The sequence below is a fragment of the Paraburkholderia phymatum STM815 genome (genome assembly GCF_000020045.1).
GTDB lineage: Bacteria > Pseudomonadota > Gammaproteobacteria > Burkholderiales > Burkholderiaceae > Paraburkholderia > Paraburkholderia phymatum.
Genome location: NC_010623.1, coordinates 261,044 through 278,658, shown reverse-complemented (window position 1 = coordinate 278,658; position 17,615 = coordinate 261,044). Strand labels below are relative to the sequence as shown.

General features: G+C 62.3%; 16 protein-coding genes and 1 pseudogene. 11 read left to right on the top strand and 6 right to left on the bottom strand.

What is annotated here, in order from left to right; genetic code table 11:
• Positions 1-157: 157 nt before the first annotated feature.
• Positions 158-1,642, top strand: a complete 1,485-nt coding sequence (gene zwf, locus BPHY_RS16940; protein ID WP_041764297.1) for a glucose-6-phosphate dehydrogenase — start codon at positions 158-160, stop codon at positions 1,640-1,642.
• A 60-nt stretch (positions 1,643-1,702) separates the two neighbouring features.
• On the opposite strand, the gene BPHY_RS16935 is transcribed toward zwf, so the two are convergent.
• Both BPHY_RS16935 and BPHY_RS39565 read right to left on the bottom strand, forming a co-directional pair.
• Positions 1,703-2,170: an Hcp family type VI secretion system effector gene (locus tag BPHY_RS16935; protein ID WP_041764293.1), complete on the bottom strand. Its 468-nt coding sequence runs from the start codon at positions 2,168-2,170 to the stop codon at positions 1,703-1,705.
• A 260-nt stretch (positions 2,171-2,430) separates the two neighbouring features.
• The gene (locus tag BPHY_RS39565) at positions 2,431-2,916 is read right to left on the bottom strand and encodes a DUF2778 domain-containing protein (protein ID WP_157686603.1); all 486 of its coding nucleotides are present in this window, start codon (positions 2,914-2,916) and stop codon (positions 2,431-2,433) included.
• 73 nt (positions 2,917-2,989) lie between these two features.
• On the opposite strand from BPHY_RS39565, the gene BPHY_RS16925 reads away from it, so the two are divergent.
• Positions 2,990-3,175 carry a hypothetical protein gene (locus tag BPHY_RS16925; protein ID WP_041764287.1) on the top strand — a complete coding sequence of 62 codons (186 nt, stop codon included), beginning with the start codon at positions 2,990-2,992 and terminating at the stop codon, positions 3,173-3,175.
• A gap of 98 nt (positions 3,176-3,273) precedes the next feature.
• Here BPHY_RS16925 and BPHY_RS16920 read toward each other — a convergent pair whose 3' ends face one another.
• The gene (locus BPHY_RS16920; RefSeq protein ID WP_012402666.1) at positions 3,274-4,200 is read right to left on the bottom strand and encodes a LysR family transcriptional regulator; all 927 of its coding nucleotides are present in this window, start codon (positions 4,198-4,200) and stop codon (positions 3,274-3,276) included.
• A gap of 128 nt (positions 4,201-4,328) precedes the next feature.
• On the opposite strand from BPHY_RS16920, the gene BPHY_RS16915 reads away from it, so the two are divergent.
• On the top strand, positions 4,329-5,261 hold the full coding sequence (locus BPHY_RS16915; RefSeq protein WP_041764934.1) for a DMT family transporter: 933 nt from the start codon (positions 4,329-4,331) through the stop codon (positions 5,259-5,261).
• A 118-nt stretch (positions 5,262-5,379) separates the two neighbouring features.
• Here the strand turns inward: BPHY_RS16915 and BPHY_RS16910 are convergent, their stop codons facing one another.
• Positions 5,380-6,465, bottom strand: a complete 1,086-nt coding sequence (locus tag BPHY_RS16910; protein ID WP_012402664.1) for a GlxA family transcriptional regulator — start codon at positions 6,463-6,465, stop codon at positions 5,380-5,382.
• Positions 6,466-6,808: 343 nt separating this feature from the next.
• Here BPHY_RS16910 and BPHY_RS16905 point away from each other — a divergent pair, with 343 nt between their 5' ends.
• The 8 genes and pseudogenes from BPHY_RS16905 to BPHY_RS16870 form a co-directional block, all read left to right on the top strand.
• Complete coding sequence (locus BPHY_RS16905; RefSeq protein WP_012402663.1) at positions 6,809-8,197, top strand: L-serine ammonia-lyase; 1,389 nt, start codon at positions 6,809-6,811, stop codon at positions 8,195-8,197.
• A gap of 34 nt (positions 8,198-8,231) precedes the next feature.
• Positions 8,232-9,476 carry a sarcosine oxidase subunit beta family protein gene (locus BPHY_RS16900; protein ID WP_012402662.1) on the top strand — a complete coding sequence of 415 codons (1,245 nt, stop codon included), beginning with the start codon at positions 8,232-8,234 and terminating at the stop codon, positions 9,474-9,476.
• A gap of 78 nt (positions 9,477-9,554) precedes the next feature.
• Complete coding sequence (locus tag BPHY_RS16895; protein ID WP_012402661.1) at positions 9,555-9,854, top strand: sarcosine oxidase subunit delta; 300 nt, start codon at positions 9,555-9,557, stop codon at positions 9,852-9,854.
• Positions 9,851-12,850 carry a sarcosine oxidase subunit alpha family protein gene (locus tag BPHY_RS16890; protein ID WP_012402660.1) on the top strand — a complete coding sequence of 1,000 codons (3,000 nt, stop codon included), beginning with the start codon at positions 9,851-9,853 and terminating at the stop codon, positions 12,848-12,850. The genes BPHY_RS16895 and BPHY_RS16890 overlap by 4 nt, the downstream gene beginning before the upstream one ends.
• Positions 12,840-13,490 (top strand): sarcosine oxidase subunit gamma, encoded by a 651-nt coding sequence (locus tag BPHY_RS16885; RefSeq protein ID WP_012402659.1) that lies wholly within the window; start codon positions 12,840-12,842, stop codon positions 13,488-13,490. The genes BPHY_RS16890 and BPHY_RS16885 overlap by 11 nt, the downstream gene beginning before the upstream one ends.
• Complete coding sequence (locus BPHY_RS16880; protein ID WP_041764284.1) at positions 13,487-13,933, top strand: dihydroneopterin aldolase; 447 nt, start codon at positions 13,487-13,489, stop codon at positions 13,931-13,933. The genes BPHY_RS16885 and BPHY_RS16880 overlap by 4 nt, the downstream gene beginning before the upstream one ends.
• 8 nt (positions 13,934-13,941) lie before the next feature.
• The gene (locus BPHY_RS43135) at positions 13,942-14,208 is read left to right on the top strand and encodes a hypothetical protein (protein WP_012402657.1); all 267 of its coding nucleotides are present in this window, start codon (positions 13,942-13,944) and stop codon (positions 14,206-14,208) included.
• Positions 14,209-14,727: 519 nt separating this feature from the next.
• Positions 14,728-15,158, top strand: a pseudogene (locus BPHY_RS16870) (ESPR-type extended signal peptide-containing protein); the annotation flags it as partial.
• A gap of 7 nt (positions 15,159-15,165) precedes the next feature.
• Here the strand turns inward: BPHY_RS16870 and BPHY_RS16865 are convergent.
• Positions 15,166-16,125 (bottom strand): LysR family transcriptional regulator, encoded by a 960-nt coding sequence (locus BPHY_RS16865; protein WP_012402655.1) that lies wholly within the window; start codon positions 16,123-16,125, stop codon positions 15,166-15,168.
• 185 nt (positions 16,126-16,310) lie between these two features.
• Positions 16,311-17,363: an NAD(P)-dependent alcohol dehydrogenase gene (locus tag BPHY_RS16860; protein ID WP_012402654.1), complete on the bottom strand. Its 1,053-nt coding sequence runs from the start codon at positions 17,361-17,363 to the stop codon at positions 16,311-16,313.
• Positions 17,364-17,615: the final 252 nt, after the last annotated feature.

The window sequence follows — 17,615 nt, the reverse complement described above, 5'->3', positions numbered from 1 at the left end:
CGAACGTCCGTGCCGTGTCACGTCAGCAAGCGTGCAAACAAACCGAAAACGTTGCAACATAGTCGTCTCGCGCAAGCCGGCCGTTGTAAGCGCTGCCTGAAAGGGTGGCCTGGACGGGCTTGCGTTCTTCCCAGCAGTTCATTTTTGCGACCGCGCTATGACGACTTCCACTGCTCCTGCTTCGCCGGACCGCCCGCTCGACATGATCATCTTCGGCGGCGCCGGCGACCTGTCAGCCCGCAAGCTGCTGCCCGCGCTGTATATGGCGCATACGCACGGCAACCTGCCCGCCGAGACGCGGATTCTCGCCATCGGACGCCGCGAGTGGCAGCGCGACGATTATCTGAAATGGATGGAAGAGCAGAGCCGTCCGTTCATCGAGTCGAGCGCGTTTGACTCGTCCGCATGGGACCGCTTCCTGTCGCTGTTCGAATACGTTCGCGTCGACGTCGACCAGCCTGAGGCGTATCAACGTCTTGCCGAAGCATCGCGCCAGAATGCGCTGCGCGTGTTCTATCTGTCGACGTCGCCGGAACTGTTCACGACGATCTGCGACAACCTCTCGTCGCACGGTCTGCTCGACGAGTATTCGCGCGTCGTGCTCGAGAAGCCGCTCGGCCACAATCTGGAGTCGGCAAAGGCGATCAACGATTCGGTCGGCAAGCATTTCGCCGAACATCAGATCTACCGTATCGACCACTATCTCGGCAAGGAGACGGTGCAGAACCTGATGGTGCTGCGTTTCGGCAATGCGATCTTCGGGCCGCTGTGGCAGGCGCCGTACATCCGCAGCGTGCAGATCACGGTGGCCGAGTCGGTCGGCGTGGGCACGCGAGCGGGCTTTTACGACCACACGGGCGCGATGCGCGACATGGTGCAGAACCACTTGCTGCAGCTGCTGTGCATCGTCGCGATGGAGCCGCCCGTATCGCTCGATGCCGATGCCGTGCGCGACGAGAAACTCAAGGTGCTGCGTTCGCTGCGTCCGATGACGGCGGAAGACATTGCCCGCGATACGGTGCGCGGGCAGTATACGGCGGGCGCGGTCGGCGGCGAGCCGGTGAAGGGCTATCTGGAAGAGGCGAACGTGCCGCCCGATAGCCGCGCGGAAACTTTTGTCGCGCTGCGTGCGCATATCAACAACTGGCGCTGGGCCAACGTGCCGTTCTATCTGCGCACGGGCAAGCGGATGGCGAAGAAGCTGTCGGAGATCGTCATCGAATTCGCGGACCTGCCGTTCTCGATCATGCCGAACAGCCCGTGCGGTCCGCGCAATTGCGGCAACCGCCTGGTGATCCAGTTGCAGCCCAACGAATCGATCCAGTTGCAGATGCTAGCGAAAGAGCCGGGTAGCGGGATGCGTACGCTGCCCGTCAATCTGAACCTGGATCTGGAGCAGGCGTTCACGAGCCGTCGCGCTGAAGCGTATGAGCGTCTGCTGATTGACGTCGTGCGCGGCAGGCTCACGCACTTCATGCGCCGCGATGAACTGGAAGCGGCGTGGACGTGGGTCGATCCCATTATCGAGGCGTGGAAGCGCAATGGCGACAAGCCGCGTGCCTATACAGCGGGGACATTTGGGCCGGGCGCGTCGACGGCGATGATGGCGCGGGACAATATGGTGTGGTCGGAGGAGTCGTAAGCGCCCGTTGAATGGATGAGGATGGGAAAGGCGAAGAGGGTCGCCTCTTCGCCTTTTTTGCTAACGGCCAGGGGCGTTTTGCTTGAGATCGAATGTTCCGGTGATGACACCTCTGCTTCCGCCTTGAGCATTTTGCAACAGATACTCCTGCCTGACGCTTGCGAACGATAAGCGGACTTGTTCGTAGCTGGCGGACATTTCCACTCCTGTTATGACGACGTCACTTATGGTAATTCGCAGGAAATCAAGCGGAATGCCACCTGCCTTACGCATAGTCAGCACGACTTTGGCAATATGTTTTCCGGTCAGGCAATATGACATCAGGTTTGGACTTGCCCGGTCGACCTCGTGGAAAAATACAAGGTCCTCGACCGTGGCCTTGGCTGCGCCACCACCAGAGCCCGACAGCATGGATGACTGCTGGGACATTTTCCCTCCCCAGTTGGTCACCTGAATTTCGTCGGAATGGATCACATCTTCTGATTCGCCTGCAATTCCATCGATTTTTATGAAAGTGTCATTCGACATTTGAGCCTTTTCCACGCAGGGATTTTATGAGGGCGTTGCATAACCACACGGTTGCGGCTGAAGAGAGAGAAGGGACAATATAAGAAATGCATCGACTAACGAATCTCCCGGTTCTCGTTCGTATGTGATGCCAAGCATTAGCAATGTGTGATTCAAAAATGAATTGAATCCATCTGTAAAGACGATCCGGCTGATCGGGAAAGAAAGGAGAAGGAACACGCCCACTGCGGCCGCCGCATTTGCAGAGATTTTCCGGATGCTCATCGAACATCCACCGTTCCATACGCAAAGCCCTTTCCACCCGGAATGGCCATGCGAGCGGTATGAATCAGGTGGTCTCTCAGTCTGAAGAATCCGACCGGATCGGCCAGTGTGATGCAGCCTTCACTCAGATTGAGTCTGCCATGTGGATGGAGTCGAAAGTTGCCGCGTCTCACGCCTTCCACAAAGGTCCAGTCATCGATTTCGCCGTCGTCGCGATAGAGAGCAAACCAGGTGCCTCGCTCTGTGTTGCTCCAGAGATCTAATATGAAATCCTTGATGTGCGTAAAAAATCCGCCTGATCCCCGATCTACGATGTAGTAGCGGCCAGGAGGTAGTGGGCCAGCCTTTGGAATTGCCGCGGCGGCAGGGTTATTTTTCGTCCATCCGTCGTTACCCGAAAATGCGGCGAAATCACCGATACCTTCGCAATGCAATGTGGACATCGTCTTGCGGTTCAGTGGAAATGTGCATGCAACAGGCAATCTCTCCTCCCTTGACTCGTGTCGCGTGCTGCCACGATTGCGAATCGACGCGATCGCTCGAGGTCACACTGCGATGCAGACGATTGTTCCTGCGTCGGTCCCGGCAGTTGTCAAAAAACGTCAAAGGGTCGATCCCATTATCGAGGCGTGGAAGCGCAATGGCGACAAGCCGCGTGCCTATACAGCGGGGACATTTGGGCCGGGCGCGTCGACGGCGATGATGGCGCGGGACAATATGGTGTGGTCGGAGGAGTCGTAAGCGCCCGTTGAATGGATGCGTGCGGGAAAGGCGAAGAGGGTGGCCTCTTCGCCTTTTTTGTTTTCAGACGAAACCCAACCCATTCCCCAGTCGATCGGTCACTCGTCCGCAGCTACGTACAAATGATCGGCGAGGTAATCGATCAGCGCCCGGGCCTTCGACGGAAGGAAGCGGTTAGGCGGATACAGCAGCCACACCGGGCCCATATAGGAACGCGCTTCGAACTCCCATGCGGCGAGAACCTGAACGAGGTCCCCTTGCCGCAGCCACTGCGCAGCGACGAAGTCGGGCAGGCTCGCAATGCCGAAGTGCTGCAACGCTGCATCGAGACGGGCGCCCGCATGGTTGGCGATATAACGCCCCCTCACTTCGAGTGACTGGGTTTGCGTGCCGCGCCGGAAATGCCAGCGATTGTCATCGACCGTTTCTCCAAGATACAGGCACTCATGCCGGGCGAGATCACGGGGCTCGGCGGGCGTTCCGTGTGCGTCGAGATAAGCCGGTGACGCGCAGAGCAGCCATCTCACCGTGCCGAGACGCCGGGCAGCGAGCCCCAACGGAGGCGAACGTGTCAGTCGGATCACAATGTCGACGTCGTCCCGCAACGGATCGACTTCGCGATCGGCGAACACCAGTTGCACATCCACGTCTGGCCAGCTGCGCAGAAATTCGGGAATCAGCGGATGGATCACAGATCGCGCGAAGGCGATCGGTGCACTGATGCTGACCTTCCCTCGCGGCTCGCCGACCGATTGCCCGGCGACGTCGACGGCGCCGGACGCCGCGCCGACGATGTCGCGGCAATAGCGGTAGACCTGCGCGCCCGCATCCGTCACGCGGATGCGACGCGTCGACCGTTCCAGCAGGCGCGTGCCAAGCGACTCTTCGAGACGCTTGATCTGCCGGCTCACCGTCGACGGCGTGCTGCCCAGTTGGCGCGCGGCCTCCGAGAAATTGCCTGCATCGACCACGCGGGCAAAGGTCGCCATGTCCGGCAACAGCGCAAAAAGCTCAGTGGGATTCATCGTCGTGCTCGGATAGGGCAAGGCATTTGTGCATCTCACACATAAAAGATGTTCCCGCAGACCCGATTATAGTTTTTGGCGCAATGCTCGATCATTCGGACTGTACGAAGAGAAAGAGAGAGTTCGCCGTGTCGAATCAGAAACGTGTGCTGTGGATATCCGACCTGATGCTGCTCGCGGTCGCGATGGTGTGGGGCACGAGTTATGGGGTCGTGAAAATCGCGCTTGCCTTCTATCCCGTGCTGGGGTTGCTCGCGCTGCGCTTTGGACTGACGTTCATCGTGCTGTCGCCGGCGTTGCGATCGCTGCGGCACGTCAAGGCGTCCGCGCTGGTGGGGACGGTCGGCGCAAGCGTGCTGCTGCTCGGCATCTTTCTGGCCGAGACGTTCGGGATTTCGCTGACGCGTGCGTCCAACGCCGCGTTTCTGATCAGCTTGTGTGTCGTTCTGACGCCGCTGGTCGAATGGGCGCTGCTGCGCAGAAGGCCATTGCCTGTCGAGTGGATCGCCGTCGGATTGTCGCTGGCGGGCGCCGCCCTGGTGAGCGGCGGCGTATTCATTCCGACGGCCGGCGATGCATTGATTCTGCTCGCTGCGCTGCTCCGCGCATTGATGGTGTGCGTGACCAAACGCGTGATGCGCGACCCGGCGCTCGCGCCGCTGTCTGTGACGGCGGTTCAGGCGGGCACCGTCGCGCTCGGCAGTCTCGTCGTCGCGCTGATGTTGCCGTCCGGGCAATGGCGTGCGCTGCCGTCGCTTGCGGAGCATGGCGTCTTCTGGATGAGCATCGGCTACCTGGTGATTGCCTGCACGCTGTTTGCATTCTTCGCGCAAAACTTCGCCGTCAAGCGCAGCAGCCCGACACGCGTAGCGTTATTGATGGGAAGTGAACCGGCGTTCGGCGCGCTGTTCGCGTACGCATCGCTCGGGGAGCATCTTTCGATGTCGGGATGGATGGGAGGCGGTCTGATGGTGTTGGCCTCCGTGCTCGCGACAGCGCCCTCGCAAAAGAGCGCGGATGCGGCGACGGGAGTGCGCGTGTCAGTCGGGAGTGATGCCTGATGGTGCGCATAAAGGGCACCACCCGGCTGCATCGCATCGAGGAACTCGTATTGAGCGCCGACGGCCCGCTCGATACGAGGCGGCCGCGCCACCGTCCGTATGGAATCAGGCGGCGTCCTCAGAACACATCCACTCGCCCCGGAAACGTCTCGTCATACGCCGCCGCCGCATCGCCTTCAACCGGCGTCCCGCCGCGCTGCTCCCGGAACATCACGGGCGGCATCCCAAACTCTTTACGAAACTCGCGCCCAAGATGTGACGCATCGGAAAACCCACAGCTCGAAGCGATATCCGCGACTGTCCGATCCGAACTCGTGAGCAGCCAGGCCGCGGTTCTCAACCGAACCTGCTTCGCAAACGCCTGCGGACTCTTCCCTGTCTCCGCCTTGAACAGCCGCTCCAGCTGACGCGGCGACAAATCCAGCTTGCAAGCGAGTTCTTCCAGCGGCAGCGTGCGCCCGACATGCTGCTCCATCAGCAGGATCGCACGCTTGACCTTCGGATGCGTCGCCGGCTCCAGCCCAGGCGGATGCGGCTGCGGCGCATTGCCTTTCTGCATTTCGCCGACGAGCAGAATCCGCAGCGCCTTCTGCACCGTCGCCGTCTCGAAGTGCCGCAACAGGATCGCTGCCGCCACGTCGATCGACGCGCGTCCTCCCGAGCACGTAATGCGTCGCCGGTCGATCACGAACAGCCGGTCCGCGACCAGCGAGTCCGAATTGACGGCAGGAAAGCGCTCGACGAAATCCCAGTAGTGAAACCAGCTCACGCAAATCCGGTGCGCGTCGAGCACGCCCGCGCGCATCAGCGCGAACACGCCCGTGCAGATGCCGACGAGCGTCGCGTTCTTGCGCGCGGCGTCGCGAATGAACTGCAGCGTCTCGTCGCTCGCCTGCGGCCCCGAATGCAGCAGCCCGCCGACGACGACCACGTAGTCGAACGGCTCGGCATCGGCAAAGGTTTCCCACGGCGTGATCTGGATGCCGCAACTCGCACGCACGGGCGCAAGCGTGTCGCCGATCACGCTCCACGAGCAGCGCACCGGCTTGCTGTAGTCGCCTTCGTCCGCGGACAGGCGCAGCATGTCGACGAAGCCCGAGAACGCCGTCAGCGTGAAGTTCGGCAACAGGATGATGCCGAAGCGGATGCGCTCTTTGGGCAGCGCGTCGATGGAAGTCAGCGGTAGCGAATCAACGATGGTCATGAAGGTCGTCAGTGGCTGACAACGAATAGGAATAAACAACGCGCACGCGGGATAACCCTAGCGTCGCCGATCCGGCTGCGCGCCTCTTGTTGTTTTACGACACCGACTTTCGCAGATGCGAAGCGCGTGCGCCCCTGTGCGGGTTGCCATCCCACGAACCCCGGGCCGCCCGGACTTGTGTTTTTCCGTCACCGGCTTGCGCGCAAGCGCAGTGGCAACCCGCTCTGGCGTCGCCATCCCACGTCGATGCCGTTTTTGTTCTATCTGCCGATTTTACGCTTTGGTGTACTGGCGTCACTGCGGAAGTTTCGTGTTTCCGCCCACTCAACTGAGCAAGGTTTCCATGAACGTCAGCGTTTTCGACCTGTTCAAGATCGGCATCGGACCATCGAGTTCGCACACGGTCGGCCCGATGATCGCCGCATGCCGCTTCGCTTCGCATATCGAGGACGCGAATCTGCTCGCGTTCGTGCGCCGCGTCAAAGTCGAGCTGTATGGCTCGCTCGGCGCGACGGGCAAGGGCCACGGCACCGACAAGGCGGTGCTGCTCGGCCTCGAAGGCCATCTGCCCGACACCATCGACCCCGATCTGATCGAGCCGCGTCTCGCGCAGATTCGCAAGGGCAAGCAGCTGTCGCTCCTCGGCAAGCACGAGATCGCCTTCGACGAGAAAGAGCACATCGCGTTCTTCCGCCGTCTGATGAGCGGCACGGGCAGCATCGTGCATCCCAACGGCATGCGCTTCCAGGCGTTCGACGAGAACGGCCAGTTGCTCGTCGAGAAAGAGTATTACTCGGTCGGCGGCGGCTTCGTCGTGAACCGCGAAGGCGACCGTGTGAACGGCGTGCGCGCGGGCGGCGAGGTGCCGTATCCGTTCCGTACCGGCGACGACCTGATGCGCGTGTGCCGCGAAAGCGGGCTGTCCGTCGCGCAGGTGACGTTCGCCAACGAATGCGCGTCGCGCTCGCCGGACGAGGTGCGCGAAGGCCTGCTGGCGATCTGGCGCACGATGGCCGCATGCGTCGAGCGCGGCTGCAAGATGCACGGCGAACTGCCCGGCCCGATGAAGGTCAAGCGCCGCGCAGCGGATCTCACTGTGCAACTGCGTTCGCGTTCTGAAGAGTCGCTGCGCGATCCGCTGTCGATGCTCGACTGGGTCAACCTCTACGCAATGGCCGTCAACGAAGAGAACGCCGCGGGCGGCCGCGTCGTCACCGCGCCGACCAACGGCGCCGCGGGCGTGATTCCCGCCGTGCTGCATTACTACGTGAAGTTCGTGCCGGGATCGAACGAGAACGGCATTGTCGACTTCCTGCTGACGGCGGCCGCGATCGGCATCATCTACAAGGAAACGGCGTCCATCTCCGGCGCTGAAGTGGGCTGCCAAGGCGAAGTGGGCGTGGCGTGCTCGATGGCGGCGGCGGCGCTCGCAGCCGTGATGGGCGGCACGCCGACGCAGGTCGAGAACGCCGCCGAAATCGGCATGGAGCACAACCTCGGCATGACCTGCGACCCCGTCGGCGGCCTCGTGCAGATTCCCTGCATCGAGCGCAACGCAATGGGCGCGATCAAGGCGCTGAACGCATCGCGGATGGCGTTGAAGGGTGACGGCCAGCACTACGTGACGCTCGACAACGTCATCAAGACGATGCGCGAAACGGGCGCCGACATGAAAACGAAATACAAGGAGACGTCGCGCGGTGGTCTCGCCGTGAACGTCATCGAATGCTAATGGAAACCAGCAAGGCAACGAAGGGGTCTGCACGATGAGCCGCTATTCGATATTCAGTCTGTTCCGCAACGGGTTGTCGTATCACGAGAACTGGGAGCGACAGTGGAGAAGCCCGGAACCGAAGAAGGAATACGACGTGGTGATCGTCGGCGGTGGCGGGCACGGTCTCGCGACCGCTTACTACCTCGCGAAGGAACACGGCGTGAAGAACGTCGCGATTCTGGAAAAAGGCTGGATCGGTGGCGGCAACACGGCGCGCAACACCACCATCGTGCGTTCGAACTATCTGTGGGACGAATCCGCGGCGCTCTATGAAAAGGCGATGAAGCTGTGGGAAGGTCTGTCGCAAGACCTGAACTACAACGTGATGTTCTCGCAGCGCGGCGTGATGAACCTCGCGCACACGCTGCAGGACGTGCGCGACACTGAGCGCCGCGTGAATGCGAACCGCCTGAACGGCGTCGATGCCGAGTTCCTCACGCCCGCGCAGATCAAGGAAATCGAGCCGACCATCAATCTGAACAGCCGCTACCCGGTTCTCGGTGCTTCCATTCAACGCCGTGCGGGCGTCGCGCGTCACGATGCGGTTGCATGGGGCTTCGCGCGCGGCGCGGATCAGGCGGGCGTCGACATCATCCAGAACTGCCAGGTGACGGGCATCCGCCGCGACGGCGGCCGTGTAACGGGCGTCGATACGGTGAAGGGCTTCATCAAGGCGAAGAAGGTTGCCGTCGTCGCCGCGGGCAACACGACCACGCTCGCCGACATGGCAGGCATCCGTCTGCCCATCGAAAGCCATCCGCTGCAGGCGCTCGTATCCGAGCCGATCAAGCCCGTCGTCAACTCGGTGATCATGTCGAACGCGGTGCACGCATACATCAGCCAGTCCGACAAGGGCGACCTCGTGATCGGCGCGGGCGTCGACCAGTACACGGGCTTCGGCCAGCGCGGCAGTTTCCACATCATCGAAGGCACGCTGCAGGCGATCGTCGAGATGTTTCCGGTGTTCTCGCGCGTGCGCATGAACCGTCAGTGGGGCGGCATCGTCGATGTGTCGCCCGATGCGTGCCCGATCATCAGCAAGACCGACGTCAAGGGCCTGTACTTCAACTGCGGCTGGGGCACGGGTGGCTTCAAGGCGACGCCGGGCTCGGGCTGGGTGTTCGCGCACACCATCGCGAACGACGAACCGCATCCGCTCAACGCGCCGTTCTCGCTGGACCGCTTTTACACCGGTCATCTGATCGACGAACACGGCGCTGCAGCCGTGGCCCACTAACGCACCGCGCAACTACGTTGCATGGGACCGGAGCAACGCGCTAAAGCGCCAACTTCGGTCGACAGAGGAGAAACTGAAATGCTGATGATCGAATGCCCGTGGTGCGGGCCGCGCGCCGAATCCGAATTTAGCTGTGGCGGCGAAGCCGACATTGCGCGTCCGCTCGACACCGACAAGCTCACCGACCGCGAATGGGGCGACTACCTGTTCATGCGCAAGAATCCGCGTGGCGTGCATCGCGAGCAATGGATGCACACGCAAGGCTGCCGCCGCTGGTTCATGGCGACGCGCGACACCGTCTCGTACAACATCCAGGGTTACGACACGTTCAAGACGGGCAACACGTCCGCCGATTCCCAAGGGGGCAACAAGCAATGAGCCAGAAGAACCGCCTCGGCGCCGGTGGGCGCATCAACCGCGCGATTCCGCTGACCTTCACGTTCAACGGCCGCACGTATCAAGGCTTTCAGGGCGACACGCTGGCGTCCGCGCTACTCGCGAACGGCGTGCACTTCGTCGCGCGCAGCTTCAAGTATCACCGGCCGCGCGGCATCGTCACGGCCGACGTCGCCGAACCGAATGCCGTCGTGCAACTCGAACGCGGCGCCTACACGGTGCCGAATGCCCGTGCGACGGAAATCGAGCTGTATCAGGGCCTCGTTGCGACGAGCGTGAACGCCGAGCCGAACCTCGAGCACGATCGCATGGCCATCAATCAGAAGTTCGCGCGCTTCATGCCCGCGGGCTTTTACTACAAGACCTTCATGTGGCCGGCCAAATGGTGGCCGAAGTATGAAGAGAAGATCCGCGAAGCGGCGGGTCTCGGCAAGGCGCCCGAAGTGCTCGACGCCGACCGTTACGACAAGTGCTACGCGCATTGCGACGTGCTCGTCGTGGGCGGCGGGCCGACGGGTCTCGCGGCGGCGCATGCGGCGGCCTCGAGCGGCGCGCGTGTGATCCTCGTCGATGACCAGCGCGAACTCGGCGGCAGCCTGCTGTCGTGCAAGACGGAGATCGACGGGCACGCGGCGCTGAGCTGGGTCGAGAAGATCGAGGCGGAACTATCGCGCATGCCCGACGTGAAGATCCTTTCGCGCAGCACGGCATTCGGCTATCAGGATCACAACCTCGTCACGGTGACGCAGCGACTGACGGATCATCAGCCCGTGTCGATGCGCAAGGGCACGCGCGAACTGCTGTGGAAGATCCGCGCCAAACGCGTGATCCTCGCGACGGGCGCTCACGAGCGTCCCATCGTGTTCGGCAACAACGATCTGCCGGGTGTGATGCTGGCGTCGGCCGTGTCGACGTATATCCATCGCTTCGGCGTGATGCCGGGGCGCAACGCCGTCGTGTTTACCAACAACGACGCCGGGTATCGCTGCGCGCTCGACATGAAAGCGTGCGGCGCGAGCGTCACCGTCGTCGACCCGCGTGCGCAAGGCAACGGCGCATTGCAGGCAGCCGCGCGCCGTCACGGCGTGAAGATCATGAACAACGCCGCCGTGATGACCGCACATGGCAAGCAGCGCGTGACGTCCGTGGAAGTCGTCGCGTATGCGAACGGCAAGACGGGCGCGAAGCAGGCTGATCTGCAGTGCGATCTCGTCGCGATGTCGGGCGGTTTCAGCCCGGTGCTGCACCTGTTCGCGCAGTCGGGCGGCAAGGCTCACTGGAACGATACGAAGGCGTGCTTCGTGCCGGGCAAGGGCATGCAGCCGGAAACGAGCGTCGGCGCAGCGGCGGGCGAATTCAGCCTTGCACGCGGCCTGCGTCTTGCCGTCGATGCCGGCGTCGAAGCCGTCAAGTCGATCGGTTATGCAGTGACGCGTCCGCAGGTGCCGCAGGTGGCCGAGGTCGTCGAGTCGCCGCTGCAACCGCTGTGGCTCGTCGGCAGCCGGGCAGAAGCGGCGCGCGGTCCGAAGCAGTTCGTCGACTTCCAGAACGACGTGTCGGCGGCGGATATTCTGCTTGCGGCGCGCGAAGGCTTCGAATCCGTCGAGCACGTGAAGCGCTATACGGCGATGGGCTTCGGTACGGATCAGGGCAAGCTCGGCAACATCAACGGCATGGCGATTCTCGCGGATGCGCTCGGCAAGACGATTCCCGAAACGGGCACGACGACGTTCCGTCCGAACTACACGCCCGTGACCTTCGGCACGTTCGCGGGCCGCGAGCTCGGCGATCTTCTCGACCCGATCCGCAAGACGGCCGTGCACGAATGGCACGTCGAGAATGGCGCGATGTTCGAGGACGTCGGCAACTGGAAGCGTCCGTGGTACTTCCCGCTGAAGGGCGAAGACCTGCATGCGGCCGTCAAGCGCGAATGCCTTGCGGTACGCAACAGCGTCGGCATTCTCGATGCATCGACGCTCGGCAAGATCGACATTCAGGGCCCGGATGCGGCGAAGCTGCTGAACTGGATGTACACGAACCCGTGGAGTAAGCTCGAAGTCGGCAAGTGCCGCTACGGCCTGATGCTCGACGAGAACGGCATGGTGTTCGATGACGGCGTGACGGTGCGCCTCGCCGACCAGCACTTCATGATGACGACCACGACGGGCGGCGCGGCGCGAGTGCTGACATGGATGGAGCGCTGGCTGCAGACGGAATGGCCGGACATGAAGGTGCGCCTCGCATCCGTGACCGATCACTGGGCGACCTTCGCCGTGGTCGGCCCGAAGAGCCGGAAGGTCGTGCAGAAGGTGTGCAGCGACATCGACTTCGCCAACGAAGCGTTCCCGTTCATGTCGTACCGCAACGGCACGGTGGCGGGTGTGAAGGCGCGTGTGATGCGCATCAGCTTCTCGGGCGAACTGGCGTATGAAGTGAACGTGCCCGCGAACATGGGCCGCGCGGTATGGGAGGCGCTGATGGCCGCGGGCGCCGAATTCGATATCACGCCCTACGGCACGGAAACGATGCACGTGCTGCGCGCGGAGAAGGGCTACATCATTGTCGGCCAGGATACGGACGGTTCCGTCACGCCGCACGATCTGGGCATGGGGGGCCTGGTCGCGAAGACCAAGGACTTCCTGGGACGCCGTTCGCTTGCGCGTTCGGATACGACGAAGGATAACCGCAAGCAGTTCGTCGGCCTGCTGTCCGACGATCCGCAGTTCGTGATTCCCGAAGGCAGCCAGATCGTCGCGCGTCCGTTCCAGGGCGACACCGCGCCGATGCTCGGACACGTGACGTCCAGCTACTACAGCCCGATTCTGAATCGATCGATCGCGCTCGCCGTGGTCAAGGGCGGCCTGAACAAGATGGGGCAAAGCGTGACGATTCCGCTGTCGAGCGGCAAGCAGATCGCCGCGAAGATCGCCAGCCCCGTTTTCTACGACACCGAAGGAGTGCGTCAACATGTGGAATGAAACAAGGAACAATGCACCGGGCGCAACCTCGGCGGTCGCACAACGTATGGCAGGCCAGGCGTGGCCGGAGTCGCCCCTCGTCGGCGTCGGCGATCTGGTGAAGAAACACGCGGTGGTGCCGTCTAGGAAGTTTCATCTGCGCGAGAAGGCGTTCTGCGATCTCGTGAATCTGCGCGGCGACGTGCGCGACGCGGCGTTTGTCAATGCTGTCGCGAGCGTGACGGGCTGCGAGCCGCCCGCGAAACCGAACACGGTCGCGCGCGGCAACGGTTACGACGTGCTATGGCTCGGTCCGGATGAATGGCTCGTGCGTTCGCAACAGGCGCAGGCGCCCGTTGCCGAAGAGAAGCTGGTCGAGGCGCTGCAGGGGCAGTTCGCATCGGCCGTCGACATCGGCAGCGGCTGGACGGTGCTCGAAGTGAGCGGCGAGAAAGTGCGTGACGTAATCGCGCGCGGCTGTCCGCTCGATCTGCATCCACGCGTGCTCGCGCCGGGGCAGTGCGCGCAGAGCCATTACTTCAAGGCGTCGATCGTGCTGGTGCCCGTCGCCAACGATGTGTATGAGATCGTCGTGCGGCGCAGCTTCGCCGATTACTTCGTGCGCATCATGCTCGACGCGGCTGAGCCGCTGATGTCGTGAAGCCGTTCGAGCAGCCGTTAGCGGCGTTCATGCCACCGCCGGTGCGGGGAAAGGGCTGGCGCGTGTTTGTCGACGAGTTGGTGGTATCGACGCGCATTGGCATTCATGCGCACGAGCATCTCGCGCCGCAGCCTGTCGTGATCGACGCGAGCCTGGCTTATCGCTGCGAGCCTTCGGAAGAGGGCACGCACGCGATGATCGACTATGAGCGTTACTGCAATCGCGTGAGCGAGTTTCTTTCGACGAAGACGCATACGCGGATGCTGGAGACGCTGGCCGTGGAGATCGCGCAGTTGTCGTTCGACGAATGGCCGGCGCTCGATGCGCTCACGTTGTCGCTCTACAAGCCGAAGATTCGCGAGGGCACGAGGCGGATCGGCGTGGAACTCGACTGGACGCGGGCGGATTATGACGTGCATCGCACGTCGGATGTTGCGGGCTGAGTGTTCCTATGTCGCGTGCGCAAACGTCCGAGTTGCTCAGGCGCGCGTATGAGTCGGGTGATGGACGTGCCGCCGTTGCACTGCTCGATCAGAGTATTGCGTTGGGGCATCGGAAGATTGCGCTGATCCGGTATTTGCAGGCGCAACACCTGGATGCGCCGCTCGATGCGCGGCATCATGACTATGTTCGCGATGTCGCTGCGAGGATGAGTCCTGCCACTTTAGCTAGAGTGGTTGGCGAGGCGCGCGCCAGGGCTGGCAGGCGGGACGGGTAGGAGCGGGAGTCGTGATCGTGTGCGTGGTTACGCGCGTGGTCCGGCGCTGGTATCCGCGTTGCGCCTTCGTACTTCAGGCGTTGCCCCTGTGCGGGGCGGTACTTTCTTTCTTTGCCACCGCGGCAAAGAAAGAAAGCCAAGAAAGCCGCTCACACCGCCAGCCCGTGTGATTACCCGCGGGCCCTCAACCTCCCCATGCTCCACGCGCCAACGCTATGTTCGGTGCCCCTTGCCAGCGTGGGATTCGCCGCTTTCGCACAGGCGCGTGCGTCATTGTCCGGCAACAGTGAAAATCTCTCGTGTAATCGCACGGCCAAGAATAGGCGATTATCTTCAACGCCCGCCAAGTGCGGGCTTTTTTTCGGCCGACCGGTAACCGGATTTCTTGCGCAACGCAATCAGAGACGTTCGATTGATTGCGAAGTGTTGCGCCCGCAAGAGCGTTGACACAGTTTTGACAGAAGTGGCAGCCATCTTCGTCTAGCGTTACCGCTTTTCTAATTAGTAAAACGAATAAAAATGAACAAGACCACTTACCGGCTCGTGTTCAGCCGCGTTCGGGGATGCTTGTGGCCGTCGAGGAAACCGCCACCGCTGCCGGAAAATCTGCCGGCGAGACGCGCGCAACAGGCCGCGCATCAACGAAACCAGCACATTCACCGCTTCGCAATCTGATCGCGCTCATGCTGGCTATCGCGCCCCCGCTGGCGTTCGCGCAGATCGTTCCGGGCGGCGCGCACGCACCGAACGTCATCACGACGCAGAACGGTGTCCCGCAGGTGAATATCACGCAGCCGTCTTCTGGCTCCCGTGTTTCGGTCAATACCTACGGCCAGTTCGATATCTCAAAGTCTGGCGCGATCCTCAACAATTCGCCGACCATCGTTAACGCACAGCTTGCGGGCTATATCAATGGCAACCCGAACTTCGGGCCGAACGATGCCGCGCAACAAAGCATCAAACCGCATGCAAGCGACCCTGCAGCAACATCCTGACCCGGGACAAATCCGCCTCGACGTGCCCCTGGTGCTCAAACAACTCAGCGAGCCAATCGACAAAAGCTCTGACCCGCGGCGCGACACGCCGCCCCTTCACATAAGCAACGGAAACGGGCATCGGCACCGGCTTCCACTGCGGCAGGACCTCACGCAACAGGCCCTTATCAAGCAACGCTTGCGCAGCGATCCTCGCAGGCTGGATCAATCCAAGCCCCTGCAACCCGCAGGTGAGATACGCATGCTCGTCGCTGACCTTGATGAAGCCGTTCACCTTCACGGTCAACGGACTGCCGCCGACATCGAAATCGAAATCGACGGCGCGTCCCGTCAGCGCCGACATGCAGTTCACGGCCACATGCTCCGACAGATCGTCGAGACTCTCCGGCATGCCGTAACGCTCCAGATACGCAGGACTCGCACACGTCACGTGCTCGAGCGTCCCGAGCCGCTTGGCAGCCAGGCCCGAATCGGGCAGCTCTCCGAGCTGGATACTGCAATCCACCGCTTCGCCGACGAGATCGACGTTGCGATGACTGACGCCGATCGCGAGATCGATCGACGGATAGCGCTCGTGAAAATCATCGAGCGCGGGCAGCACGATTGAAGTCGCAACAGCACCCGGCATTTCGACTCGCAGACGTCCGCTCGGATTGTCGAGCGTCTGGCGCAGTGTCGCTTCCATCTCGTCGATATCCGCGAGGATCTGCGCACAGCGCTCGTAATAGGCCGCGCCTTCCGGCGTGAGGCTCAGACGCCGCGTCGTGCGCACGAGCAGCGTCGTGCCAAGCAGCGCTTCCAGGTTCTGCACAATGGTGGTTGCCGTCGCGCGCGGAATTTCCAGCGACTCCGCCGCGCGGGTGAAGCTGTTGGTATCGACAATACGCATGAACGTGCGCATCGCCTGAATACGATCGATCACGGAACTCTCCTGTTGAGAACAGACCAGCAGAAAACACCGCGGCGTGCGCCGTCAGCGGGACGGCGCGCCGGTACTGCAAACGCAATGACTGATGCGAGGCGGGAAGCAGGGACAGGCCGCCATCCTGCACGGCCTGGGAGGAGGGGGTGAAGCGCGAATCGGGTCCTGTTGGGTCCTGCTGCCCGTTACTTGCGGAGCGAGTCGAGATCGATGACGAAGCGGTATTTCACATCGCTCTTCAACATGCGCTCATATGCTTCATTGATCTGCTGCATCTGGATCATCTCGATGTCCGAGGTGATGCCGTGCTTGCCGCAGAAATCCAGCATCTCCTGGGTCTCCGCAATGCCGCCGATCAGCGAACCCGCCAGACGGCGGCGCTTCATGATCAGGTTGAACACCTGCGGCGACGGATGATCGTGCTCCGGCGCACCCACCAGCGTCAGCGTGCCGTCACGCTTCAGCAGGTTGATGAACGGATTCAGATCGTGCTGCGCGGCGACCGTGTTGACGATCAGATCGAAGCTGTTCACATGCGCTTCCATCTCCGCCGGGTTCTTCGAGATCACCACTTCGTCGGCACCGAGGCGTTTCGCATCCTCGATCTTCGAGACCGAGGTCGTGAACAGCACGACGTGCGCGCCCATCGCGTGCGCGAGCTTCACGCCCATGTGGCCGAGGCCGCCCAGACCGACAATGCCGACCTTCTTGCCCGGTCCCGCGCCCCACGTGCGCAGCGGCGAGTACAGCGTGATGCCCGCGCACAGCAGCGGCGCGACGCCTGCCGGATCGAGGTTCTCCGGCACGCGCAGCACGAAGTCTTCATCGACGACGAGTTGCGTCGAATAGCCGCCATACGTCACCGCGCCTGTCTGACGGTCGTTGCCGTTGTACGTGCCGACGAAGCCATTCTCGCAATACTGTTCGAGACCTTCCTGGCAGCTGGGACAAGTGCGGCACGAATCGACCAGGCAGCCGACGCCGACCAGCTGGCCCACCTTGTATTTCGTCACCTGCGACCCGACGTTCGTCACGCGGCCGACAATCTCATGGCCGGGGACGACGGGGAAAATCGTGTTCTTCCATTCGTTGCGTGCCTGATGCAAGTCCGAATGACAGACGCCGCAAAACAGGACTTCCATCTGTACATCGTGTTCGCGCAGATCGCGACGCTGAAATTCGAACGGCGCGAGTTTCGATTGCGCGTCGGTTGCGGCATAGGCGTAGGTCGTGGTCATGAATGCTCCAGCTCGATAGTGCAATTGCGCGAGGCGCCGCGCGGTCTGTAAGCGACCTGCAAGCGCGGCGGGGAATCTGTCGTGCGCCGTGGCGCGCGGGATGTCCGTCGTGAGGTCCGTCCGTGGAGCGCAACGCACGCGAGGCAGCCGAACGGCAGCGCAACGCGCGGCGCGTGTGCCTCGTGCGAGGCGATGGACGGGTGTCGCGGACAGAAGCGGGCTTTGCGACAGGGTTCTCATGTTAGGGACGCC

Excerpts from the sequence above, each read along its gene's own strand:
- BPHY_RS16885 (WP_012402659.1), top strand. The coding sequence starts at position 12,840 with ATGTGGAATGAAACAAGGAACAATGCACCGGGCGCAACCTCGGCGGTC.
- BPHY_RS16935 (WP_041764293.1), bottom strand. The coding sequence starts at position 2,170 with ATGTCGAATGACACTTTCATAAAAATCGATGGAATTGCAGGCGAATCA.
- zwf (WP_041764297.1), top strand. The coding sequence starts at position 158 with ATGACGACTTCCACTGCTCCTGCTTCGCCGGACCGCCCGCTCGACATG.
- BPHY_RS16860 (WP_012402654.1), bottom strand. The coding sequence starts at position 17,363 with ATGACCACGACCTACGCCTATGCCGCAACCGACGCGCAATCGAAACTC.
- BPHY_RS16920 (WP_012402666.1), bottom strand. The coding sequence starts at position 4,200 with ATGAATCCCACTGAGCTTTTTGCGCTGTTGCCGGACATGGCGACCTTT.
- BPHY_RS16905 (WP_012402663.1), top strand. The coding sequence starts at position 6,809 with ATGAACGTCAGCGTTTTCGACCTGTTCAAGATCGGCATCGGACCATCG.
- BPHY_RS16925 (WP_041764287.1), top strand. The coding sequence starts at position 2,990 with ATGCAGACGATTGTTCCTGCGTCGGTCCCGGCAGTTGTCAAAAAACGT.
- BPHY_RS43135 (WP_012402657.1), top strand. The coding sequence starts at position 13,942 with ATGTCGCGTGCGCAAACGTCCGAGTTGCTCAGGCGCGCGTATGAGTCG.
- BPHY_RS16910 (WP_012402664.1), bottom strand. The coding sequence starts at position 6,465 with ATGACCATCGTTGATTCGCTACCGCTGACTTCCATCGACGCGCTGCCC.
- BPHY_RS16895 (WP_012402661.1), top strand. The coding sequence starts at position 9,555 with ATGCTGATGATCGAATGCCCGTGGTGCGGGCCGCGCGCCGAATCCGAA.
- BPHY_RS16890 (WP_012402660.1), top strand. The coding sequence starts at position 9,851 with ATGAGCCAGAAGAACCGCCTCGGCGCCGGTGGGCGCATCAACCGCGCG.
- BPHY_RS16900 (WP_012402662.1), top strand. The coding sequence starts at position 8,232 with ATGAGCCGCTATTCGATATTCAGTCTGTTCCGCAACGGGTTGTCGTAT.